Origin of the sequence: Mameliella sp. AT18, assembly GCF_028807275.1 — a bacterium.
In the GTDB taxonomy this organism is placed as follows: domain Bacteria; phylum Pseudomonadota; class Alphaproteobacteria; order Rhodobacterales; family Rhodobacteraceae; genus Antarctobacter; species Antarctobacter albus.
Genome location: NZ_JARAMO010000078.1, coordinates 12,605 through 33,169, shown reverse-complemented (window position 1 = coordinate 33,169; position 20,565 = coordinate 12,605). Strand labels below are relative to the sequence as shown.

21 protein-coding genes are annotated in these 20,565 nt (G+C 66.2%); 10 read left to right on the top strand and 11 right to left on the bottom strand.

Annotated elements, in window-relative coordinates; genetic code table 11:
- Positions 1 to 38: 38 nt before the first annotated feature.
- On the top strand, positions 39 to 884 hold the full coding sequence (locus PVW46_RS10750; protein ID WP_069209992.1) for a fumarylacetoacetate hydrolase family protein: 846 nt from the start codon (positions 39 to 41) through the stop codon (positions 882 to 884).
- An 84-nt stretch (positions 885 to 968) separates the two neighbouring features.
- On the opposite strand, the gene PVW46_RS10745 is transcribed toward PVW46_RS10750, so the two are convergent.
- From PVW46_RS10745 to PVW46_RS10735, 3 genes are all read right to left on the bottom strand, one after another.
- Entirely contained in the window at positions 969 to 1,721 is a 753-nt protein-coding gene (locus PVW46_RS10745) for an SDR family NAD(P)-dependent oxidoreductase (RefSeq protein WP_069209991.1), read from the bottom strand.
- 99 nt (positions 1,722 to 1,820) lie between these two features.
- On the bottom strand, positions 1,821 to 2,876 hold the full coding sequence (locus PVW46_RS10740) for a transketolase family protein (RefSeq protein WP_083242347.1): 1,056 nt from the start codon (positions 2,874 to 2,876) through the stop codon (positions 1,821 to 1,823).
- A gap of 25 nt (positions 2,877 to 2,901) precedes the next feature.
- Positions 2,902 to 3,753: a transketolase gene (locus tag PVW46_RS10735; RefSeq protein WP_043144079.1), complete on the bottom strand. Its 852-nt coding sequence runs from the start codon at positions 3,751 to 3,753 to the stop codon at positions 2,902 to 2,904.
- 162 nt (positions 3,754 to 3,915) lie between these two features.
- Here PVW46_RS10735 and PVW46_RS10730 point away from each other — a divergent pair, with 162 nt between their 5' ends.
- The 5 genes from PVW46_RS10730 (at position 3,916) to PVW46_RS10710 (ending at position 10,468) form a co-directional block, all read left to right on the top strand.
- The gene (locus PVW46_RS10730) at positions 3,916 to 5,076 is read left to right on the top strand and encodes an acyl-CoA dehydrogenase family protein (protein WP_069209990.1); all 1,161 of its coding nucleotides are present in this window, start codon (positions 3,916 to 3,918) and stop codon (positions 5,074 to 5,076) included.
- Between the two features lie 23 nt (positions 5,077 to 5,099).
- The gene (locus PVW46_RS10725; RefSeq protein ID WP_069210096.1) at positions 5,100 to 7,229 is read left to right on the top strand and encodes an acetate--CoA ligase family protein; all 2,130 of its coding nucleotides are present in this window, start codon (positions 5,100 to 5,102) and stop codon (positions 7,227 to 7,229) included.
- Positions 7,219 to 8,130, top strand: coding sequence for a 3-dehydrocarnitine:acetyl-CoA trimethylamine transferase BcoG (bcoG, locus tag PVW46_RS10720; protein WP_069209989.1), 912 nt, complete (start codon positions 7,219 to 7,221; stop codon positions 8,128 to 8,130). The genes PVW46_RS10725 and bcoG overlap by 11 nt, the downstream gene beginning before the upstream one ends.
- Before the next feature lie 62 nt (positions 8,131 to 8,192).
- Entirely contained in the window at positions 8,193 to 9,293 is a 1,101-nt protein-coding gene (locus PVW46_RS10715) for a Gfo/Idh/MocA family protein (protein WP_069210095.1), read from the top strand.
- A gap of 17 nt (positions 9,294 to 9,310) precedes the next feature.
- Positions 9,311 to 10,468 carry a Gfo/Idh/MocA family protein gene (locus tag PVW46_RS10710; RefSeq protein ID WP_069209988.1) on the top strand — a complete coding sequence of 386 codons (1,158 nt, stop codon included), beginning with the start codon at positions 9,311 to 9,313 and terminating at the stop codon, positions 10,466 to 10,468.
- 185 nt (positions 10,469 to 10,653) lie between these two features.
- Here PVW46_RS10710 and metF read toward each other — a convergent pair whose 3' ends face one another.
- Positions 10,654 to 11,523, bottom strand: a complete 870-nt coding sequence (gene metF / locus PVW46_RS10705) for a methylenetetrahydrofolate reductase [NAD(P)H] (protein ID WP_069209987.1) — start codon at positions 11,521 to 11,523, stop codon at positions 10,654 to 10,656.
- Between the two features lie 107 nt (positions 11,524 to 11,630).
- Here metF and PVW46_RS10700 point away from each other — a divergent pair, with 107 nt between their 5' ends.
- Positions 11,631 to 12,536, top strand: coding sequence for a LysR family transcriptional regulator (locus PVW46_RS10700; RefSeq protein WP_069209986.1), 906 nt, complete (start codon positions 11,631 to 11,633; stop codon positions 12,534 to 12,536).
- A 4-nt stretch (positions 12,537 to 12,540) separates the two neighbouring features.
- Here the strand turns inward: PVW46_RS10700 and PVW46_RS10695 are convergent, their stop codons facing one another.
- Both PVW46_RS10695 and PVW46_RS10690 read right to left on the bottom strand, forming a co-directional pair.
- Complete coding sequence (locus PVW46_RS10695; protein WP_043144098.1) at positions 12,541 to 12,846, bottom strand: hypothetical protein; 306 nt, start codon at positions 12,844 to 12,846, stop codon at positions 12,541 to 12,543.
- 244 nt (positions 12,847 to 13,090) lie between these two features.
- Positions 13,091 to 13,297: a cold-shock protein gene (locus tag PVW46_RS10690; RefSeq protein WP_043144101.1), complete on the bottom strand. Its 207-nt coding sequence runs from the start codon at positions 13,295 to 13,297 to the stop codon at positions 13,091 to 13,093.
- 228 nt (positions 13,298 to 13,525) lie between these two features.
- Between PVW46_RS10690 and PVW46_RS10685 the strand changes: the two genes are divergently transcribed.
- Positions 13,526 to 13,843 (top strand): arsenate reductase family protein, encoded by a 318-nt coding sequence (locus tag PVW46_RS10685; RefSeq protein WP_069209985.1) that lies wholly within the window; start codon positions 13,526 to 13,528, stop codon positions 13,841 to 13,843.
- 13 nt (positions 13,844 to 13,856) lie between these two features.
- Positions 13,857 to 14,225 (top strand): hypothetical protein, encoded by a 369-nt coding sequence (locus tag PVW46_RS10680; RefSeq protein ID WP_069209984.1) that lies wholly within the window; start codon positions 13,857 to 13,859, stop codon positions 14,223 to 14,225.
- Positions 14,226 to 14,229: 4 nt separating this feature from the next.
- Here PVW46_RS10680 and PVW46_RS10675 read toward each other — a convergent pair whose 3' ends face one another.
- The 5 genes from PVW46_RS10675 to thrS all read right to left on the bottom strand — a co-directional run bounded on the left by PVW46_RS10675 (position 14,230) and on the right by thrS (position 19,178).
- On the bottom strand, positions 14,230 to 14,796 hold the full coding sequence (locus tag PVW46_RS10675) for a DoxX family membrane protein (RefSeq protein WP_069209983.1): 567 nt from the start codon (positions 14,794 to 14,796) through the stop codon (positions 14,230 to 14,232).
- Positions 14,797 to 14,803: 7 nt separating this feature from the next.
- Positions 14,804 to 15,550: an HvfC/BufC N-terminal domain-containing protein gene (locus tag PVW46_RS10670; protein ID WP_069209982.1), complete on the bottom strand. Its 747-nt coding sequence runs from the start codon at positions 15,548 to 15,550 to the stop codon at positions 14,804 to 14,806.
- A gap of 58 nt (positions 15,551 to 15,608) precedes the next feature.
- A complete protein-coding gene (gene bufB, locus PVW46_RS10665) occupies positions 15,609 to 16,457 on the bottom strand; it encodes an MNIO family bufferin maturase (RefSeq protein ID WP_069209981.1) in 849 nt (282 codons plus the stop codon).
- A gap of 77 nt (positions 16,458 to 16,534) precedes the next feature.
- Positions 16,535 to 16,843 (bottom strand): BufA1 family periplasmic bufferin-type metallophore, encoded by a 309-nt coding sequence (locus PVW46_RS10660; RefSeq protein ID WP_043144113.1) that lies wholly within the window; start codon positions 16,841 to 16,843, stop codon positions 16,535 to 16,537.
- Positions 16,844 to 17,228: 385 nt separating this feature from the next.
- The gene (thrS, locus tag PVW46_RS10655; protein WP_069209980.1) at positions 17,229 to 19,178 is read right to left on the bottom strand and encodes a threonine--tRNA ligase; all 1,950 of its coding nucleotides are present in this window, start codon (positions 19,176 to 19,178) and stop codon (positions 17,229 to 17,231) included.
- 112 nt (positions 19,179 to 19,290) lie between these two features.
- Here thrS and PVW46_RS10650 point away from each other — a divergent pair, with 112 nt between their 5' ends.
- Positions 19,291 to 20,532, top strand: coding sequence for an MFS transporter (locus tag PVW46_RS10650; RefSeq protein ID WP_069210094.1), 1,242 nt, complete (start codon positions 19,291 to 19,293; stop codon positions 20,530 to 20,532).
- Positions 20,533 to 20,565: the final 33 nt, after the last annotated feature.

The window sequence follows — 20,565 nt, the reverse complement described above, 5'->3', positions numbered from 1 at the left end:
CAGAGAAGAAAGACCAAGGAACAAGGATTGGGAGATCAATGAAACTACTGCGTTTTGGCCCGGCGGGCCAGGAAAAGCCCGGCATGCTGGACGGCGACGGCCAGGTGCGTGACCTGTCGGCCCACGTGACCGATTTTGCCGGGGCCTCCGTCTCGCTGGAAGCGCTGGAGGCGCTGCGGGCCATCGACTCGGCCAGCCTGCCGCTGGTGGCCGAGCCGGGCCGCATCGGCTCATGCCTGGCCTCCGTTCCGAACTTTTTCTGCATCGGTCTGAACTATGCCAAGCATGCCGCCGAAACCGGGTCGGAGCCGCCGAAGGAGCCGATCCTCTTTTCCAAGGCGAGCTCGGCGCTGTCGGGGCCCTATGACCCCGTGGTGATCCCGCGCAACTCGGTCAAATCCGACTGGGAGGTCGAACTGGGCGTGGTGATCGGCAAGACCGCCTCCTACGTCAGCGAGGCGGAGGCGCTGAGCCATGTCGCGGGCTACTGCGTCATCAACGACATGAGCGAGCGCGAATTCCAGATCGAGAAGGGCGGCCAGTGGATCAAGGGCAAGTCTGCCCCGACCTTCGGCCCGACCGGCCCCTGGCTTGTCACGGCCGACGAGGTGCCGGACCCGCAGGCGCTGAAGCTCTCGCTCGACCTGAACGGCGAGACGGTTCAGGACAGCGATACTTCGGACATGATCTTTGGCGTGGCCGAGATCATTTCCTACATGTCGCAATTCATGATGCTGCAGCCGGGCGACATCATCGCCACCGGCACGCCTTCGGGTGTCGGCATGGGGATGAAGCCGCAGCGCTTCCTGAAGCCGGGCGACGTGATGGAAGTGCGTGTCGAGGGCCTGGGCGAACAGCGGCAGGAAACGGTCGCGGCCAGCTGAACCGGGGCATCCAGGCGGCTTCGAAGCCGCTTGGAAACGCTTTTGCAAAAGCGTTGAGAAAGGGCCTTTGAAGGCCCTTTCCTTTTAGTGGATCAGCGAGCCGCCGTTCACGTCCACCTCCGAGCCTGTGACATAGGCCGAGAGCTCCGACGCCAGGAACAGGCAGCAGCCCGCCACGTCGCTGGCCTGTCCCGCGCGGCCCATCGGGATGCCGGACAGGATCTGTTCCATCATCTCGTCGGTCAGTGCTCCGCCGGTGATGTCCGTGGCGATGAAGCCGGGGCAGATCGCGTTCGACCGGATGCCGTCGGGGGCCAGTTCGCGGGCCATCGCCTTGGTCAGGCCAAGGATGCCAGCCTTGGCTGCCGAGTAGTGCGGCCCGCCGAAGATGCCGCCGCCCCGCTGGGCCGAAACGGACGAGATGTTGACGATGGAGCCGGTCTTGCGCTCGCGCATGTGCGGGATCAGCGCCTGGCTCATGTAGAGCGTGCCGCGCAGGTTGACGTCGGTTACGGCATCGTAGTTCTTTGGCTCGATCTGCATCAGTTTCAGCGGCTGCGTGATGCCGGCGTTGTTGACCAGGATGTCGACCTGGCCCAACCCGTCGATGGCGGATTTGGCTGCCGCTTCGCACTGGGGCTTGCTGGTGACATCGCAGGCCAGGCCGACGTGGCCTTCGCCCGGCAGGTCGGCGGCGGCGGCGCGGGCGGCCTCGCCGTCGAGGTCGAGGATGGCGATGCGGGCGCCGTGTTCGGCAAAGAGTTGCGCCGTGGCCTTGCCGAGGCCTCGGGGGCTGGCGGCGCCGGTGATAACGGCGGTCTTGTCCTTGAGAAGCATGTGGGTGTCCTGTGGTTGTCGGGGGCAGGGGGCTCTGCCCCCTTTGGCCTGCGGCCATTCACCCCCGAGGGTATTTGAAAAACCAAAGAAGATGCGGCGTCAGAGCCTTGTCTTCACGCGGGCCGTGATGGCGCGCACGCTGAGGCCATACTGGTCGTGCAGCGTGGGTAATGCGCCGGCGTCGAGGAACTCGTCCGGCAGCGCGATCGAGTCGAAGGCGGGGTGGATGCCCGCGCGCATCAGGTCCGCCGCGACCGCCTCGCCCAGGCCGCCGACGATGGTGTGGTTTTCCAGCGTCACGACCAGGCGCCCGGTCTTGGCGGCTTCCTTGCGGATGGTTTCCGTGTCGAGCGGTTTCAGCGTCGGCACATGCAGGACGGCGCAGTCGGTGCCCTCGGTCTTCAGCGCCTTGGCGGCGTCCAGCGCGCGCATGGTCATGAAGCCGGTGGAGATGAAGAGCACGTCACTGCCGCCGTGGATCACCTGCGCCTTGCCCAGCTGGAACCTGTAGCCGTATTGGCCCAGCACGTCCGGCACCTTGCCCCTCAGGAGGCGCATGTAGACCGGGCCGGGAAAATCCGCGATGGCATGGGTGGCCTGGGTGATGTCGGTGGCGCAGCACGGGTCGACGATGGTCAGGTTGGGCATGCCGCGGAAGATCGCCAGGTCCTCGGTCGCCTGGTGGCTGGGACCGTAGCCGGTGGTCAGGCCGGGCAGGGCGCAGACGATTTTCACCGGCAGGTTTTCCTCGGCAATGGCCATGATGATGAAGTCGTAGGCGCGGCGCGAGGCGAAGACGGCGTAGGTCGTGGCGAAGGGGGTAAAGCCCTCGCGCGCCAGCCCGGCAGCGGCCGAGATCATCACCTGTTCGGCCATGCCCATCTGATAGAACCGGTCGGGGTAGGCATTGGCGAAAACGTGCAGGTCGGTGTATTTCGACAGGTCCGCCGTCAGGCCGACGATGTCGTCCCGCTTCGCCGCCAGATCACAGAGTGCGTTTCCGAAGGGGGCGGCGACGGTGTCGCGGCCCTCGGCGTCCAGCGAGGCGATCATGGCGGAGGTGGTCAGGCGCTCTCCATCCTCGGAGACGGGGACGGCGCGGGGGGTGTATTTCGACTTGCGGCGCGAGGTCGGGCCGATGGGGGCGTCTTGCATGTCTCTGGCTCCTTGTCGGTCCGGCTCAGGCCGGGATGGCGTCGTCGAGGATGGCGATAGCGCGCGCCCATTCGGAGGGGTCCACGCGGACGAAATGGGTGATCTCGCGCTCTTCGAGAAAGGGGACGCCCTTGCACATCTGGGTCTTGCAGATGATGACGCGGGGGCGCGGATCAGACAGGGTGCGCGCGGTGTCGAAAGCCGCCACCAGCGCGTCCAGGTCGTTGCCGTCCACCTCTTGCGCGTGCCAGCCGAAGGCGGCCCATTTCGGCGCCTCGTCGCCCCGGGCGAGCGCCTGCGTGGTCGGCCCGTCGGCCTGCTGGTCGTTGAAATCCACCACGCAGATCAGGTTGTCCAGTTGGTGGGCGCTGGCGGACATGACCGCCTCCCAGGTCGAGCCTTCGCCCAGTTCGCCGTCCGACATCATGTTGTAGACGAAGGCGGGGTTCTTCTTGCGTTTCAGCCCCAGCGCCGCACCCACGGCGATGCCGAGGCCGTGGCCCAGCGAGCCGCCGGTGATCTCCATGCCCGGCGTGTAGGCGGCCATGCCCGACATGGGCATCCGGCTGTCGTCCATGCCGTAGGTTTCCAGCTCGTCCTCGGGCAGGATGCCGGCCTCGATCATCGCGGAGTAGAGCGCGATCGCGTAGTGGCCGATCGACAGGTAGAACCGGTCGCGCCCTTCCCATTCCGGGTCTTCGGGCTTGTAATTCAATGCGTGGAAATAGCTGACGGCCAGCACGTCGGCCACGCCGAGCGCCTGCCCGATATAGCCCTGTCCCTGCACCTCGGCCATGCGCAGCGCCAGCCGCCGGATGGACCAAGCCCTGCGCGCGAGGCTGACATTGGCGCCCGCGTGTTGCGTTTCGGTGGACATGGTCTCCTCCCTCGTCCGATTTGGTATACCATTTTCCAGAAGACCCCACGTCAAGGCAAGAGCTCTTCGCCTGCTTTGTCGCATTCAGGAGAGGATCGGGCGTTTTCGGTTTGAGGGTCGCGCCAAACTCGACTTGGATGGGGCCAAAGCAGGGAGAGCGCGATGCAGTTCGGATTGAGCGACGAGCAGGAGATGATCGTCTCGACGGTGCGCAGCTTCGTCGAAAAGGAAATCTATCCTTTCGAGGCCGAGGTCGAACGGAGCGGGGAGGTGCCGCCGGGCCTGGGCGAAGAAATCAGACGCAAGGTGATCGATCTCGGTTTTTACGCCTGCAACTTCCCCGAGGAGGTGGGCGGCGCGGGGCTGGGCCACCTCGATTTCACGCTGGTCGAGCGCGAACTCGGGCGCGGCAGCATGGCGCTGACGCATTTCTTTGGCCGGCCGCAGAACATCCTGATGGCCTGCGAGGGCGCGCAGCGCGAGCGATACCTGTTGCCTGCCGTGCGGGGCGAGCGGATGGATGCGCTGGCCATGACGGAACCGGAGGCGGGCAGCGATGTGCGCGGCATGAAGTGCACCGCCCAGCGGCAGGGCGGCGACTGGGTGGTGAACGGGACCAAGCACTTCATCTCGGGCGCCGATCACGCGGATTTCTTTATCGTCTTCATCGCCACGGGGGTGGACGAGACGCCGAAGGGGCCGAAAAAGCGGATCACCTGTTTCCTGGTGGATCGCGGCCATCCGGGGTTCGAGGTGCGCGATGGTTATCGGTCTGTCAGCCACCGGGGTTACAAGAACTGCATCCTGGAGTTTTCCGATTGCCGGCTGCCGGATGCCCAGGTGCTGGGCGAGGTCGATGGCGGGTTCGAGGTGATGAACACCTGGCTCTATGCCACGCGCCTGACCGTGGCCGCCTTTTCCGTGGGCCGGGCGCGGCGCTGTTTCGACATGGCGGTGGATTACGCGGCACAGCGCAAGCAGTTCGGGCAGGCGATTGCCAAGTTCCAGGGAGTGTCCTTCCAGGTGGCGGACATGGTGACCGAGATCGACGCTGCCGACTGGCTGACCCTGGCCGCGGCTTGGCGGCTGGACGAAGGCCTGCCGGCGAACCGCGAGATCGCCTCGGCCAAGGTCTACGCGACCGAGATGCTGGCACGGGTGACGGACACGACCTTGCAGATCTTCGGCGGCATGGGGCTGATGGATGATTTCCCCATCGAACGCTTCTGGCGCGATGCGCGGGTGGAGCGGATCTGGGACGGGACCAGCGAGATCCAGCGCCACATCATCGGGCGGGAGATCTTCCGCCCCCTGGGGGCGTGATGGCGGCGGGGGGTGGTGGGTCGATGACCCACCCTACAGGGGTCAGACGATTGTCGCGGCTGTTGCGCCCGCAAAGCATCGCGGTGATCGGCGGCGGGGGCTGGTGCGCGAATGTCATCCGCGAATGCCGCCGAATGGGGTTCGGCGGGCCAATCTGGCCGGTGCATCCGACGCGCGCCGAGGTTGGCAGGCTGCCGGCTGTGGCGCGGATCGAAGACCTGCCAGGGCCGCCGGACGCGGTCTATGTCGGCATCAACCGGTCGGCCACGGTTGCGGCGGTGCGGGTGCTGTCGGAACGGGGTGCGGGCGGCGCGATCTGCTTTGCCTCGGGCTTTGCCGAGGCGCAGGCGGAACTGGCGGATGGCCGGGACATGCAGGCGGCGCTTCTGGACGCGGCGGGGGAGATGCCCGTGCTGGGGCCGAACTGTTACGGGATGCTGAACGCGCTCGACCGGGTCGCGCTCTGGCCCGATCAGCACGGGCTGGTGCCGGTGGACCGTGGCGTGGCGATCCTGTCGCAAAGCTCCAACGTGGCGCTGAACCTGACGATGCAGCGGCGCGGCCTGCCGATTGGCTTTCTGGGCACGGTGGGCAACCAGGCGCAGGTGGATCTGAGTGCCCTTGGCTTGGCGCTGCTGGAGGATCCACGGATCACGGCGCTGGGGCTTTACATCGAGGGGATCGCGGATGTCCGGGGCTTCGAGGCGCTGGCGGCGCGGGCGCGGGCGCTGGGCAAGCGGATCGTGGCGCTGAAACTGGGGGCCTCCGAACAGGCGGGGTTGGCGGCGGTGTCGCATACCGCGTCCCTGACCGGCAGCGATGCGGGTGCGCGGGCCTTTTTGCGGCGGATCGGGGTCGCGCAGGTCTCTTCCTTGTCGACCTTGCTGGAATGTTTGAAGATCCTGCATGTGGCCGGGCCTTTGCGGTCCAACCGGCTGGTCTCGGCCTCTTGCTCGGGCGGCGAGGCGAGCCTGATGGCGGATACCGGGCTGGGCTATGACATCGCGTTTCCGCCCCTGGGCGCCGCCCAACGGGAGGCACTGCGCGCGGCGCTTGGCCCCAAGGTCGCGTTGGCCAACCCGCTGGATTACCACACCTATATCTGGGGCGACGTGCCCGCGATGACGGCCTGTTTCGCCGGCCTGCTGCGGGGAGAAGACCTGGGCGCGGGAGTGGTGGTGCTGGATTTCCCGCGCGGTGACCGCTGTTCGACGGCGGATTGGGAGCCGGTGATCGAGGCCCTGGCCCGGGCGCGGGGTGATGTGCCGCTGGCGGTGCTGTCGAGCCTGGTCGAGACGCTGCCGGAGGATGTGGCGGAACGGCTGATGGCACTTGGGATCGTGCCGCTCTGCGATCTGCCGGCGGCGCTGGAGGCGCTGGCGGCGGCGGCGTTCCTCGGGCGCGCGGTGGACCCGGCGCCGGTGTTGTTGGCGCGGGGGGAGGGGGCGCTGCCCCCGTCGCGTTCCGCGACTCCCCCGGGGCATTTTTGCCAAGAAGAAGCCGGGGGCGTTCTGCAGGAGGCCGAGGCGAAGCGGATTCTGGAGGGCGCGGGCCTTGTGGTGCCGTCGCACGCGCGCGCCGCAACGTCGGGTGAGGCGGCGGAGGCGTCGGCGCGGATCGGTTTCCCGGTGGTTCTGAAAGGCGAGGGCTTTGCTCACAAGAGCGAGGCGGGAGCGGTGAGGCTGAACCTGGCTTCGCCGGAGGCGGTGCGGGCGGCGGCGGAAGAGATGGGCGCGCAGGGTTACCTCGTCGAGGAAATGGTCGGTGGCGCGGTGGCGGAACTGCTGGTCGGCGTGGTCCGCGATCCGGCGCACGGGTTTGTCCTGACGCTGGGGGCGGGTGGTGTCTGGACCGAGATCCTGGGCGACACGCAGGTGCGGTTGTTGCCGGTGTGTGCACCGGAGGTGCGCGACGCGCTGGCGGGCCTGCGGATCGCGCCGCTTTTGGCAGGCTATCGCGGTGCGCCGGTGGCGGATGAAACGGCGGTTGTGGCCGCCGTTCTGGCGGTGCAGGCTTTCGTCGCGGCCCATGCCGACAGGATCGAGGAACTGGAAATCAACCCGCTGATCGTCACGCCCGACCGGGCGGTGGCGGCGGATGCGCTAATCCGGTTGAGGACGGAAAGACAGGAAGGAGAAGGCGATGCCGCTTGAGATGAACCGAGAGGTCTTTATCACCTGCGCGGTGACAGGATCGGGTGGGACGCAGGACCGCAGCCCGCATGTGCCACGCTCCCCCAGGGAGATCGCCGACAGCGCAATCGAGGCCGCGAAGGCGGGTGCGGCGGTGGTGCATTGCCATGTGCGCGACCCGGAGACCGGGGCGCCCTCGCGGGAACTGGCCTATTACCGAGAGGTGACTGAACGCATTCGCGATGCGGATGTGGACGTGGTGCTGAACCTGACGGCGGGCATGGGGGGCGACATCACCTTTGGCTCGACCGAGGCGCCCTTGCCGGTGAACGCGGCCGGGACCGACATGATCGGCGCCGCCGAGCGCGTGGCGCATATCTCCGAGTGCCTGCCGGAGATCTGCACCCTGGATTGCGGCACGATGAATTTCGCAGAGGCCGATTACGTCATGACAAACACGCCCGGCATGTTGCGCGACATGGGCGCGCGCATGACCGCGCTGGGGGTCAAGCCGGAGATCGAGGCCTTTGACACCGGCCACCTGTGGTTCGCCAGGCAACTGGTGAAAGAAGGCGTGCTGGAGGGGCCTGCGCTGGTGCAGCTTTGCATGGGCGTGCCCTGGGGCGCGCCGGACGATCTCAATACCTTCATGGCAATGGTCAACAACGTCCCCGATGACTGGTGTTTCAGTGCCTTCGCGCTGGGGCGCAACCAGATGCCCTATGTCGCCGCCTCGGTGCTGGCGGGCGGCAACGTGCGCGTCGGGCTGGAGGACAACCTGTTCCTGGACAAGGGCGTATTGGCGACCAATGCCCAGCTGGTCGAGCGTGCCGTGGGGATCATCGAGACTCTCGGTGCCAAGGTCATCGGTCCCTCAGCGGTGAGAGAAAAACTGGGTCTGACCAAGCGCGCGCCAAGATAGCGCTTGTCGCCCCGATGGTCGGCGCCGCAGGGTTGTCGCGCGCTGACATCGGGGGAGGGGGCATGGCCAGCATCGGGATCGGAATCGTCGGCGGCGGATACATGGGCAAAGCGCATTCCGCCGCCTTCGCCGCCGTTGGCACGGTGTTCGAGACAGGGTTGAAACCGCGACTGGTGGCAATCGCCGGGTCCACGCCCGACAGCGGGGCCCGCTATGCCGAGGCCTATGGATTCGATCGCGCTGCCCGCGACTGGCAGGCGCTTATCGAGGACCCAGAGGTGGAGGCGGTGGTGATCGCCTCTCCGCAGTCGACGCACCGCGAGATCGCCGAGGCTGCATTTGCCCTGGGCAAGCCGGTGCTCTGCGAGAAGCCCCTTGGGCTGTCGCTGGAGGAGGCACGGGCCATGCTGGCGGCGGCAGAGCGCGCCGGGGTCGCGCATATGGTGGCCTACAACTATAGCCGGACCCCCGCCACAGGCTTTGCCCGCCAGTTGATTGCCGGGGGTGATCTTGGGCGGGTGCATCACCTGCGAATCGAACATACCGAGGATTTCCACCTGACCTCGATCCTGCCGCCCTGGCGATCGCAGGGCGCGGCCAACGGCTGTCTTGGCGATTTGGCACCGCATCCGATCAATGCCGCCCTGGCGTTGGGCGGAAAGATCGCCGAGGTTTCGGCGGTGATCGAAACGGTCTTTCCCGAACGCAACGGCGTGACCATGACCAATGACGACCAGGTGCTGATGACCGTGCGCTTTGAGAACGGGGCCAGCGGACAGCTTTTCGCCAGCCGCGTCGCGACGGGCCGGAAAATGGGCTATGCCTACGAGGTGACCGGGGAAAAAGGCGCGATCCGATTTGACCAGGAGGATCAGAACGCGCTCTGGCTTTGTGACGGGACGGCCCCGGCGGAACGGGCGGGGTTTACCAAGATCCTGACCGGTCCGGCGCATCCCGACTATAGGGGGTTCTGTCCGGGGCCGGGGCATGGCACCGGCTACCAGGATCAGATCATCATCGAGGCGAAGGATTTTCTGCAGGCCATCGACGGCGGGACGCCGGTCTGGCCGACGTTCGCTGACGGGGTCGAGGTGCACCGGGTGATGGCCGCGGCGCGCGCGGCGGCGGTGTCGGGGACCTGGGCGCGGGTGGCGGATTTCTGAGACCGGGAGACGTGGGAATGGGAAAACTGAACTGGGGCATGATCGGCGGCGGCGAGGGCAGCCAGATCGGCCCGGCCCACCGGCTGGCCGCCGGGCTGGACGGGGCGTTTTATTTCGTCGCCGGGGCGCTGGATCACCGGGCCGAGGAGGGCCGCGCCTATGGCCGGCGGCTTGGGCTGGCCGCGGACCGGGCCTATGGCGACTGGCGCGAGATGCTGGAGAGCGAGCGGGGCCGCGCGGACCGGGTGGACCTGGTGACCGTGGCCACGCCCAATGCCACGCATTTCGAGATCACCAAGGCCTTCCTGGAGGGTGGATTTCACGTTCTGGTCGAAAAGCCCATGACAATGACGGTCTCCGAGGGCGAGGAGATCGTTTGCCTGGCGCGCGAGACTGGGCGCATCTGCGCGGTGAACTATGGCTACTCGGGCTATGCGCTGGTCCGGCAGATGCGGGCAATGGTGGCGGCCGGGGATCTGGGCCGTGTGCGCATGGTGGTGGCGGAATTTGCCCACGGCCATCACGCGGATGCGGGGGATGCGGACAACCCGCGCGTGCGCTGGCGCTATGACCCGGCGCAGGCCGGGGTTTCGGCGCAGTTTGCCGATTGCGGCATCCACGCGCTGCACATGGCCTCTTTCGTGATCGGGCAAGAGGTCGAACGGCTGTCGGCGGACACGGTGAGCTGTATCGAAAGCCGGGTGCTGGAGGATGACGCCCAGGTGAACCTGCGCTTTGACGGCGGCGCGGTGGGGAGGCTCTGGACCTCGTCGATTGCGCTGGGGCGGCAGCATGGGCTGACCTTGCAGGTCTTTGGCGAAAAGGGTGGGTTGCGCTGGGCACAGGAGCAGCCGAACCAGCTGTATTGGATGCCGCTGGGCGGGCGGCTGGAGGTGATCGAACGCGGCGGGCCGGGCCTGTCGCCCGAGGCCACGCGGGCCAGCCGGGTGACGGTGGGCCACGCCGAGGGGATGCCGCTGGCCTTTGGCAACATCTACGCCGACCTGGCCGAGGCGATCCGGGCGCGGGCCGAGGGGCGCGCGATCGACCCGGCGGCGGATCTCTATCCGCGGGCGGAGGACGGGTTGCGGTCCATGGCGGCGGTCTTCGCGGTGGCGGAGAGCGGCAAGGCCGAAGGCGCCTGGGTGGAGGCGCGACCGCCGATGATGCGCTGAGAGGCGTTGGGTGATGGGACGGGGGCGGACGCTGTTCCGCGGCGCGTAAGACGCACCGCGCACCGTCCCTTTTGTGCGCTTTGGTCGAGGCCTTCCCTTTGGGTCTCACCAAGGCAAAAGCCAAGCACGAGAAACCCCGCCGCGGCGGGGCCGGGCGGGGCGCTTCAGTCAACGGGGAAGGGTGGTCAGGCCACCTGTTCCAGTGCCACCTCGGGCGTGACACCCAGCGCGAAACAGACGTCGCGTGTCAGCTCGGGACGATTGAGCGTGTAGAAGTGCAGCTTGTCCACGCCGCCTTCGAGCAGGTCGGTGCAAAGCTCGGTGCAGATCGCCGTCGCCAGCAGATCCTCGCGCCCGTCGCGCTGCGCCTTTTCGAAGGCGTCCGACACCCATTGAGGGATGTAGGTGCCACAGCTTTCGGCAAAGCGGCGCGCGCCGTTCCAGTTCTCGATCGGCAGGATGCCCGGCACCAGCCTGTCGCCGTCGATCCCGGCCTTCTGACAGGCATCGCGGAAGCGGAAGAAGGTGTCCGCCTCGAAGAAGAACTGGGTCAGCGCCTCGTCCGCGCCGGCGTCCAGCTTGCGCTTGAGCCAGGCGATGTTGGCGTCCATGTCCTCTGCCTCGGGGTGGCAGTCGGGGTAGGCGCCGACGCGCTGGGTGAATTTGCCGGTCTCGGCCAGCGCCTCGATCAGTTCGATCGAGTTGGCAAAGCCCTCGGGGTGCTGGGTAAAGCCTGCCGCGCCCTTGGGCGGGTCGCCACGCAGGGCGACGATGTCGGTGACGCCCGCCTCGGCAAAGCCTTCGGCGATGGCCAGGGTCTCGGCGCGGGTGGCGTTGACACAGGTCAGATGCGCCGCCGTGCGCAGGCCGGAATGCTTGTGCAGCGTGGCCACCACGTCGCGGGTCAGGTCCCGGGTGGTGCCGCCCGCGCCGTAGGTCACCGAGACGAAGCGCGGCGCCAGCGGGGACAGAACCTGCACGGCGTCCCAGAGGCGAAAGGTGGCCTCGATGTTTTTCGGCGGGAAGAATTCGAAGGAGATTTCGGGGCGCTGCATGATCCGGGGTGTCCTCTATGACGTTGGAGCCCTTGTCGCACGTGCAGCATTGTGAGACAAACTCATAAATTTCAAGATCAACATGAGGCGGATGAGGGAAAGCCCCCATGCATATCGAATTCCGGCATCTTCGGACCATCAAGGCGATCCATGACGCGGGCGGCGTGGCGCGGGCGGCGGAGATGCTGAACATCACCCAATCGGCGCTCAGCCACCAGATCAAGGGGCTGGAGGACCAGGCCGGGGTCGAGTTGTTCGTGCGCCGGTCCAAGCCGATGAAACTCTCGGCGGCGGGGTTTCGCCTGTTGCGGCTGGCGGAACAGATCCTGCCGCAGGTTGAGGCGGTGCAGGCCGAGTTCGCGGGGCTGCGCGAGGGTAAATCCGGACGGCTGCACATCGCCATTGAATGCCACGCCTGTTTCGAATGGTTGTTCCCGGTGCTGGAAGGGTTCCGAAAGAAATTCGGCGACGTGGACGTGGACATTCGCCCCGGTCTGGCCTTCGACGCGCTGCCCGCGCTGATGAAGGAAGAGGTGGACGTGGTCATTTCCTCGGATCCCGAAGACCTGGCTGGCGTCACCTTCGTGCCGCTCTTCGACTACAGCCCGGTTTTCGTAGCCTCCTCTCAGCATCCGCTGGCGGAAAAGGCCTTCATCGAGGCCGAGGATTTCCGGGGCCAGACGCTGATCACCTACCCGGTGGACCGCTCACGCCTGGATATCTTCAGCCAGCTCCTGACCCCGGCCAAGGTGGAACCGGCGGCGATCCGGCAGGTGGAACTGACGGCGGTGATCCTGTTGCTGGTGGCGTCCAACCGCGGCGTGTCGGTGCTGCCGGACTGGGTCGTTCGCGAGGTGAAATACAGCTCGGATTATGTCACGCGGCCGCTGACGAAAGAGGGGCTGACGCGGCGCCTTTACGCGGCCGTGCGGACCGAGGACCTGGACAAACCCTTCATGAAGTTGCTGATCCGGTTGGCGGGGGAAGAGGCGCGCAGGTTGCAGGCCGCGTAAGTGCTCAACAGCCCTTGTCCGCCTGGGCAAGGGCCAGATCCCAGCGGTTCACATAGGCAACGCCCTGCAACGGTTCATGGCGGGCGTTCATGACCTCGTCCGCCTTCTGGGCGAAACAGCCGCAGTCCACGCCGGGCAGATTGGCCCGGCACCAGCCGACCGGGTCGGCAGGGGCCGAAGCGGCGCCAAAGGGCGGCGGGCCGCTGCGCGGCAGCCCGCCTTCGGTCAGAGGCGGCAGCTGGTTCACCCCGACGACTAGCAAGGCGACGGTCGCCAGAACGGTGGCAGCGGTGATCCATCTGATCGGCATCACGGGTTCCAGAAGGGGTGCACGAGAAGGCAGGCGGATCGCCCGGGCCGGACCCCACGCCGGCCCCGTGAGGGTACTATGACCTTCGGTGCTGGCGAAGCGCCAAGTATCTTGAATTTTGGGACAAATCTAATGGCAGCCGCATCCTGTTCGGATGTGCAGACAGTCAAAACATAAGGCTCCGGGCGTGACCGCCCGGCCTGTTTTTAATTCGGAATGCCGGGGCTCGTGACCGGCGTCCAGGTCAGAGGATCTTGAGGTCCGAGGCCATCGTGCGGCCGTCGCGTCCCTCTCGCAGCTCATAGCTGACCTTCTGATTGTCGGCGAGCCCGGTCAAGCCCGAGCGTTCGACAGCGGAGATATGGACAAAAACATCCTTTCCCCCTTCGTCCGGCGCGATGAATCCATAGCCTTTCGTGGTGTTGAACCACTTCACGGTGCCGTTCGGCATAATCCCCGTGCTCCTATTCAAGTCCTAGCGTTCATCCCCGTGCAGATCGGAGAAGGTCACATTCGCCTTTCAGGGCCGCAGGACGCCGGGGCGTCAAGCATCCGGTGTACGAATATCACGCAGGTGAGATTAGCGCAGATAGGGGAATTACAAGAGTCCCACTCTCGCATTTCGACGAAAACTTGCCTATCTGACGATCCTGAACCGCGGACTGCCAAGGGATTGTGCATGATCATCTACGGGTTGAAGACCTGCGATACCTGCCGAAAGGCACGCAAGGCGTTGCCGGAGGCAACATTTGTCGACGTCCGCGAAGAGGGCGTTCCGGCCGAGATCCTGGATCGCGCCCTGGCGCAGTTCGGGGACAAGCTGGTCAACACGCGTTCGACCACCTGGCGGGATTTCGACGAGGATACGCGCGCGATGGAGCCCGCCGCGCTGATCGCGGCCCATCCGACGGTGATGAAACGTCCGCTTTTCGTCGAGGATCAGCGCATTGTGCTGGGGTGGGACAAGGCGGCCCAGTCGGCCCTCGGCGTGGTTTGAAGGAGGCAGGAAAATGCGCAACGCGGCACTGACACTGGGCATCATCGCCGGTGTGATCGGCATGATCGTGGGCTTCTTCGGCTTCGGCTACACGGAACTGGTCAAGAACGTGGGCGAAGTCGAGGAGATGTTCGGCATGTTCGACGATCCCCAGACGGTGCGCATCGTGTCGATCCTGGCACCCCTGCTGGCCATTGCCGGTGGCGCGATGGCCAAGGCGCGCGCACTGTGGGGCGGAATCCTGCTGCTGCTTTCGGCGGCGGCGATGTTCCATGCCTTCGGCTTCAACGTCTTCACCATGTTCCCCATCGCCTTCGCGGGGCTGGGCGGGGTGCTGGCGCTCGCGGCGGGCAAACCCGACGAGCCCAAGGCGCATTTCTGATCGCTCAGGCCGGGACCTGGCGCGCGACAGGCGCCAGTCCGAACAGCCGGTCCAGCGACAGAACGCCTGCGCCGCGGATCACCATGACCATCAGCAAGACGATCCAGAGCGCGCGCTCGTCGATCAGGCCATAGCGTGTGTCGAAGAGCGCGCCCAGCGTGCCGCCATGCCCGGTCACGTCGACCCAGGTTTGCACGGTGACAAAGCCGATCATCCCCAGCGCCGCCAGCCGCGTGAACAGGCCGAGGACGATCAACAGGGGCAAAAGCCATTCCGCGTAGGTTCCGGCAATGGCAATCAGATCATGGTGAAACCCCATGTTGGCAGTATTGTAGCCCGCCGCCTCGAAGGCCTTGGGAAACATCTGCGCATAGGTGCCGGATTCCAGCGTGAAGAAATCCAGGATCCCCTCTTCGCCCTTGCGATCCCAGACCTTCGTTCCGGCGGAATTCCAGTAATACCGCAAGAGTGTCGCCGCAAAGATCAGCCGCGCCAGCAGCGGGATCACCTGATCGCCCAGGCGTTCGACAGGGGCAAAGATCGCATTGTGAAGGGAAATGAGACGGTCCATCGAATCCTCAATCGGTGAGCAGGTCGGAAAAGGCGCCCTGCTGCAACAGCAGCGAGAGCGTGGCGGAAAGGTCGAAGTCGGGGCCTGCGGTTTCGACCGCCGTGCCGAATGTCCCGCCCTTGATCAGCGCGGCAAGGAAACCGGCCCCGCCCGGCGGCAGAAGATGTGGCAAGGGGTCGAAATCCGGGCGGGTGATGACAACCGCCTCGGCCCGGGCCGGGGGCTTGGGCTGGCCCGATTCCATCGTGAACCGGTAAATCGACAGCACCGGCCAGTCTGATCGCAGAAGCCGCAAGGCAGATGCCGGCACCAGGCGCGCCCTCATGAGCGCAGCCTCATCCATCCCCGCCAGACGCGTGGCATCCAGCGCCGGCGCGTCCGCGGCATGATAGCTCTGGCGCAGGGCCAGTTCTATCCGTGCCACATCACCAAGGTAGCCGATCCCGCGCAGTGCCTCGATCCGTTCCAGGAACTCGGGGAAACCCGTACCGTAGTGCATCATCAAGGGGCTGGCGGGCGGATGGGCGCGCAGGAACATCCCTGCCGCGCGGGCGAAATTCTCGGGTCCGATCAGTTTCGCCACCGCCGGAAAGCCGATCTCCAGCGCCTCGCGCAGGGCCACGGCCACGTTGTTGCGATAGACGTTGAACCGCCGCCCGGCGGGACGCCCCGCACCATCGGTCAGGCCCTTGGGAACAGGCGCGTCCCCGCGCAGCAGCGCAGTGCGAAAACCTGTCTCGGCATGGCTGGCCATTGCGCGCTCCTTCGTGTTTCTTCTTTGTCCAAATACCGCGGGGGCAGAGCCCCGATCTTCACGCCGTCAAGCGCGCCAGCGCCCCGGCTGCCCGCGCGGCCTCTGCCGCCAATACGGGCCAGTCCGGCACGTCGTTGTCCCATTCGATCAGCAGCGGCAGTGGCCCGGCGCGATCCAGCACCATGTCCAGCAAGGCCCAGACCGGGTCCGCCACCTCGCGTCCGTGGTTGTCGATCAGCAGTGGCGCGCCGAAATCGTCGTGATCCTCGTCATGGCCCGCCAGGTGGATCTCGCCCACCGCCGCCATCGGAAAGCGCGCGATGTAGTCCTGCGGGCTGTATCCCAGGTTGGTGGCCGAGACGAAAACGTTGTTCACATCCAGCAAGAGCCCGCAGCCGGTACGTCGGACGACCTCGTACAGAAAATCCGTCTCGTCCAGCGTGCTTTCGGCAAAGGCCAGGTAGCTCGAGGGGTTTTCCAGCAACATTCGCCGCCCCAGCGCCTCCTGAACTTCGTCGACGTGGTCGCAGACGCGGGCCAGCGTGGCAGGGGTATAGGGCAGTGGCAGCAGGTCGTTCAGAAAGGCGCTGTCATGGGTCGACCAGGCGAGGTGTTCCGAAAAGCTCGCCGGGTTCAGCCAGCCGACGAGATGTTTCAGCCGGGCAAGGTGCTCCGGGTCCAGCCTGTCCGGCCCGCCGATGGACAGGCCGACACCATGTACGGAAATCGGAAAGCGGTCGGACAGCGCGCGCAACTGTGCCAGCGGTCGGCCGCCATCGCCCATGTAGTTCTCGGCGTGGACCTCGAACCAGCCCACGGGGGCGGGATCGTTGTGGATGGCCGAATAGTGCTGCGGCTTGTAGCCGACGCCGGGCAAGGGGGGGAGGGGGCTGGTCGTGTCGAACATCGCTCTGACTCGGATCGGGGCGTGAAAGGGCAAGAGGCCACGGGGCGCGCGCGTGGCGGCGCCCCGTGACGTGGACCTTACGAGTCCATCGGCAGGTCGCGTTCCAGCGCATCCAGCGAGCCCATGCGCGCGGTGCCGTCCGCCATTTCCGGCAGCTCGATCTCGGTGCAGGTGCCCGCGTCGACCAGCGTCCAGGCGTTGCCCTGGTAGTCGACGGTCGATGTGCCGGCGCAGGTGGTGCCGGGGCCTGCGGCACAGTCGTTTTCGCCGGCGAGGCTGACGCCGTAGCACTTTTCCTGTGCCATTTCGTCGGCATGGGCGCCGGTTGCGGCGATGGCGGCGGCGACGGCGCCGACGAGGGCGGCGGATTTCAGAGTGTAGGACATGTGGGTTCCTCCGGTGTTTGCACGTTGCGAAACTTGGCCGCGGGCCGATTTGCCCGTCGGTGACTGCAGGGTGCCGCGCTGGAAGGTTTGTCGCGATACACGGGCCTGTGCATCACGCGCCCGTCAGCCCCCGTGTCGTGCCCGAGAGGTCAGAGGGGGGATTCCTGCCGCTGGAAGGGGGGATTTGTAACGATAGCTGCCCGTATGCCCATGCTGCATGGCAGAATGTTACAGGACGCATGTCCCGCGCGGGCAGGCGGGCAGGTCTCTTCACGGGTTTCGTCAGGGCTGTAACGCGTCAAGTCGGGGTTTCCGTCGCTTGAAATGCAAAAAAAGGCCGCCCCCGAGGGGACGGCCCTTGTCTTCATTGCAACCGGGGCGGCTGTCAGCCGCGCAGATCGGGCGGGGTCGCGTCGCGGCCAAGCTCGGCCGTGATCTCGTCCAGCGTGGCGACCTGGGTCTGCTTTTCACCCAGGCGACGCACGGTGACGGTGCGCTCTTCGACCTCGCGGTGGCCGACGGCCAGGATGACCGGGACCTTGCCGACCGAATGCTCGCGGACCTTGTAGTTGATCTTTTCGTTGCGAATGTCGGCCTCGGCCCGGACACCGGCCCTGGTCAGCGTCTCGACCACATGCGCAACATAATCATCCGCCTCCGAGGTGATCGAGGCCACGACCACCTGCCGCGGGGCCAGCCAGAAGGGCAGCTTGCCGGCATGTTCCTCGATCAGGATGCCGATGAAACGCTCGAAGGACCCCAGCGTCGCACGGTGCAGCATCACAGGGCGGTGCTTGTTGCCGTCGGCGCCGATGTAATGCGCGTCCAGACGTTCGGGCAGGACAAAATCCACCTGGAAGGTGCCGCACTGCCAGTCACGGCCAATCGCATCGGTCAGAACGAATTCCAGCTTGGGCCCGTAAAAGGCGCCTTCGCCCGGGTTCAGCTCGATGTCGTTCGTCACCTTGCGCGTCGCGGTCAAGAGCGCCTCTTCGGCCTTGTCCCAGATCTCGTCCGATCCGGCGCGGGTATCGGGCCGGTCCGAGAACTTGATCTTGTACGAGGGGAAGCCGAGGTCGCGATAGATCCCGGCCAGGAACCCGATGAAACGCTCGGTTTCTGCCGCGATCTGGTCCTCGGTGGCAAAGATATGCGCGTCGTCCTGGGTAAAGCCGCGCACCCGCATGATCCCGTGCAGCGCGCCCGAGGGTTCGTAGCGCGCACAAGAGCCGAATTCGGCCATGCGCAGGGGCAGGTCGCGGTACGACTTCAGGCCCTGCTTGAAGATCTCGACGTGGCAGGGGCAATTCATCGGCTTGAGCGCGTTGATCGCCTTTTCACGGGCATGTTCCTCGTCCACTTCGACGATGAACATGTTTTCCTGGTACTTTTCCCAGTGGCCCGAGCGTTCCCATAGCTTGCGGTCGACGACCTGCGGCGTGTTCACCTCGACATAGCCGCCGCGCGTCTGCTGACGGCGCATGTAGTCCTGCAGCGTGGTGTAGATCTTCCAGCCGTTCGGATGCCAGAAGATCTGGCCCGGCGCCTCTTCCTGCATGTGGAACAGGTCCATCTCGCGGCCCAGCTTGCGGTGGTCGCGCTTGGCGGCCTCTTCCAGCATGTGCAGGTGCTTTTTCAGGTCGTCGCGGTTCTTGAAGGCGACGCCGTAGATGCGTTGCAGCATCTGCCGGTCGCTGTCGCCGCGCCAGTAGGCGCCCGCCACGCTCATCAGCTTGAAGCTGTCGCCGGGGACCTGGCCGGTGTGCTGCAGGTGCGGGCCACGGCAGAGATCCTGCCAGTGGCCGTGCCAGTACATGCGGATCGGATCGTTGCCGGGAATGGCCTCGATCAGCTCGACCTTGTAGGGCTCGTTGTTGGCCTCGTAGTATTTCACCGCCCGCTCGCGGTCCCAGACCTCGGTGGTCACCGGATCGCGGCGGTTGATGATCTCTTTCATCTTCTTCTCGATCGCGCCCAGATCCTCGGGCGTGAAGGGCTCTGCCCGGTCGAAGTCATAGTACCAGCCGTTCTCGATCACCGGGCCGATGGTGACCTTCACGTCGGGCCAGATCTCCTGCACGGCGCGGGCCATGATATGCGCGAGGTCGTGCCGGATCAGTTCCAGCGCGGGCGCGTCATCGGCCATCGTGTTGATCGCGATGCGCGCATCTTCCTCGATGGGCCATTGTAGGTCCCAGTGGGCCTCGCCCAGGGTGGCGGAGATCGCTTTCTTGCCAAGCGATTTGGAAATGCTCGCCGCCACCTCGGCAGGGGTCACGCCCTTGTCGAAGTCACGTTTCGAGCCGTCGGGAAATGTCAGGGAAATCTGGCTCATCGGCCTAGTCTCCTCGTCGGTTTGGCGCCCACGGAACGCCCGGTTGCGGGTATGCGTTATGCCAAGGGCAATGGCCCCCGAGGTCAGTGAAGTCAAGCGGGAAGAGGGCGGGATGAGCAATAGCACAACAGAAGTCTACGAAGGATTGACGGGCGCCGAGGAGGTCAAGGCGCGCGAGGCCCGCAACGGGCTGCGGCACGCAACCAGCCTGACCATGACCAAGATCGCCGACGGGTTGATCGACCCCAAGCTGGTGCTCAGCTGGCTGGGTGACGCCCTTGGTGTGCCTGCCGGTATCGTCGGATTGTTCGTACCGATCCGCGAGGCGGGTGCGCTCTTGCCGCAGATCGTGCTGGCGGGGCGGGTGCAGGCGATGCGGCACCGGAAATGGGCCTGGGTTGCCGGGTCGGCGGGACAAGGGATCTGTGCCGCGCTGATCGTGTTGGCGGCGCTGTTGCTTTCCGGCTGGGTGGCGGGTGTTGCGATGGCGCTGGCATTGGGCGGTCTGGCGGTCAGCCGGTCGCTGTGTTCCGTCAGCTTCAAGGACATCCTGGGCAAGACGGTGGGCAAGACCCGGCGTGGTGCGGTGACGGGGATTGCAGGGTCGGTCTCGGCGCTGGCGGTGCTTGGGTTCGCGCTGATCCTGATGGTGGGGCCGGGGCAGGCGCTTTGGCCGGTGATGGCGGCGATTGGCCTGGCCTCGGTGCTCTGGCTGCTGGGCGCGCTCCTGTTCTCGACACTGGAGGAAAACGCCTCGGAGCCGGAAAAGGGCGCGGGGCTGAACCTGTCGCCGCTACGTGAGGACGCGCGGTTGCGCCGCTTCGTGGCCGCCCGTGGCGCGCTGACCGTGACCGCGCTGGCGCCGCCCTATTTCGTCCTGCTGGGCGGAGGGCAAAGCGCCCTACAGGCGTTGGGGGCGCTGGTTCTGGCCTCGTCTGCGGCCTCTTTCCTGTCGTCCTATGTCTGGGGGCGCTTGGCGGATCGGTCGTCGCGGCTGGTGCTGGCGGCCTCGGGCGTGCTGGCGGCGTTGTTCATGGCACTGGCGGTGCTGGCCGACCTTGCCGGCTGGGCGGGCGCGCCCTGGGTCATCCCTGCGCTGCTGTTCGGCCTGATGCTGGCCTATCACGGGGTGCGCCAGGGGCGGTCCGTCTACCTGGTCGATTTCGCGCCGGGGGAACAGCGCTCGACCTACGCCGCGCTGGCGAACACCTCCATCGGCCTGTTGCTTCTGGCGGTGGGTGTACTGGGCGGTGCGCTGGCCGCGCTCGGGCCGCAGGTGGCGCTGGCGGGGTTCGTGCTGCTCAGCCTGCTGGGGGCCGCGCTGTCGCTTGGCCTCGAAGAGGTCGAGCGATAGGCGCTTGCCTGTCCTTGCCGCGCGGCGCAGTCT

What these genes read in the sequence shown, in the direction of transcription:
- PVW46_RS10680 (WP_069209984.1), top strand. Translation starts at nt 13,857, where the DNA reads ATGCGCAACGCGGCACTGACACTGGGCATCATCGCCGGTGTGATCGGC.
- metF (WP_069209987.1), bottom strand. Translation starts at nt 11,523, where the DNA reads ATGCAGCGCCCCGAAATCTCCTTCGAATTCTTCCCGCCGAAAAACATC.
- PVW46_RS10715 (WP_069210095.1), top strand. Translation starts at nt 8,193, where the DNA reads ATGGCCAGCATCGGGATCGGAATCGTCGGCGGCGGATACATGGGCAAA.
- PVW46_RS10675 (WP_069209983.1), bottom strand. Translation starts at nt 14,796, where the DNA reads ATGGACCGTCTCATTTCCCTTCACAATGCGATCTTTGCCCCTGTCGAA.
- PVW46_RS10730 (WP_069209990.1), top strand. Translation starts at nt 3,916, where the DNA reads ATGCAGTTCGGATTGAGCGACGAGCAGGAGATGATCGTCTCGACGGTG.
- PVW46_RS10650 (WP_069210094.1), top strand. Translation starts at nt 19,291, where the DNA reads ATGAGCAATAGCACAACAGAAGTCTACGAAGGATTGACGGGCGCCGAG.
- bcoG (WP_069209989.1), top strand. Translation starts at nt 7,219, where the DNA reads ATGCCGCTTGAGATGAACCGAGAGGTCTTTATCACCTGCGCGGTGACA.
- PVW46_RS10700 (WP_069209986.1), top strand. Translation starts at nt 11,631, where the DNA reads ATGCATATCGAATTCCGGCATCTTCGGACCATCAAGGCGATCCATGAC.
- PVW46_RS10660 (WP_043144113.1), bottom strand. Translation starts at nt 16,843, where the DNA reads ATGTCCTACACTCTGAAATCCGCCGCCCTCGTCGGCGCCGTCGCCGCC.
- PVW46_RS10690 (WP_043144101.1), bottom strand. Translation starts at nt 13,297, where the DNA reads ATGCCGAACGGCACCGTGAAGTGGTTCAACACCACGAAAGGCTATGGA.
- thrS (WP_069209980.1), bottom strand. Translation starts at nt 19,178, where the DNA reads ATGAGCCAGATTTCCCTGACATTTCCCGACGGCTCGAAACGTGACTTC.
- PVW46_RS10695 (WP_043144098.1), bottom strand. Translation starts at nt 12,846, where the DNA reads ATGCCGATCAGATGGATCACCGCTGCCACCGTTCTGGCGACCGTCGCC.
- PVW46_RS10710 (WP_069209988.1), top strand. Translation starts at nt 9,311, where the DNA reads ATGGGAAAACTGAACTGGGGCATGATCGGCGGCGGCGAGGGCAGCCAG.
- PVW46_RS10750 (WP_069209992.1), top strand. Translation starts at nt 39, where the DNA reads ATGAAACTACTGCGTTTTGGCCCGGCGGGCCAGGAAAAGCCCGGCATG.
- PVW46_RS10725 (WP_069210096.1), top strand. Translation starts at nt 5,100, where the DNA reads ATGACCCACCCTACAGGGGTCAGACGATTGTCGCGGCTGTTGCGCCCG.
- PVW46_RS10740 (WP_083242347.1), bottom strand. Translation starts at nt 2,876, where the DNA reads ATGCAAGACGCCCCCATCGGCCCGACCTCGCGCCGCAAGTCGAAATAC.
- PVW46_RS10745 (WP_069209991.1), bottom strand. Translation starts at nt 1,721, where the DNA reads ATGCTTCTCAAGGACAAGACCGCCGTTATCACCGGCGCCGCCAGCCCC.
- PVW46_RS10670 (WP_069209982.1), bottom strand. Translation starts at nt 15,550, where the DNA reads ATGGCCAGCCATGCCGAGACAGGTTTTCGCACTGCGCTGCTGCGCGGG.
- PVW46_RS10735 (WP_043144079.1), bottom strand. Translation starts at nt 3,753, where the DNA reads ATGTCCACCGAAACGCAACACGCGGGCGCCAATGTCAGCCTCGCGCGC.
- bufB (WP_069209981.1), bottom strand. Translation starts at nt 16,457, where the DNA reads ATGTTCGACACGACCAGCCCCCTCCCCCCCTTGCCCGGCGTCGGCTAC.
- PVW46_RS10685 (WP_069209985.1), top strand. Translation starts at nt 13,526, where the DNA reads ATGATCATCTACGGGTTGAAGACCTGCGATACCTGCCGAAAGGCACGC.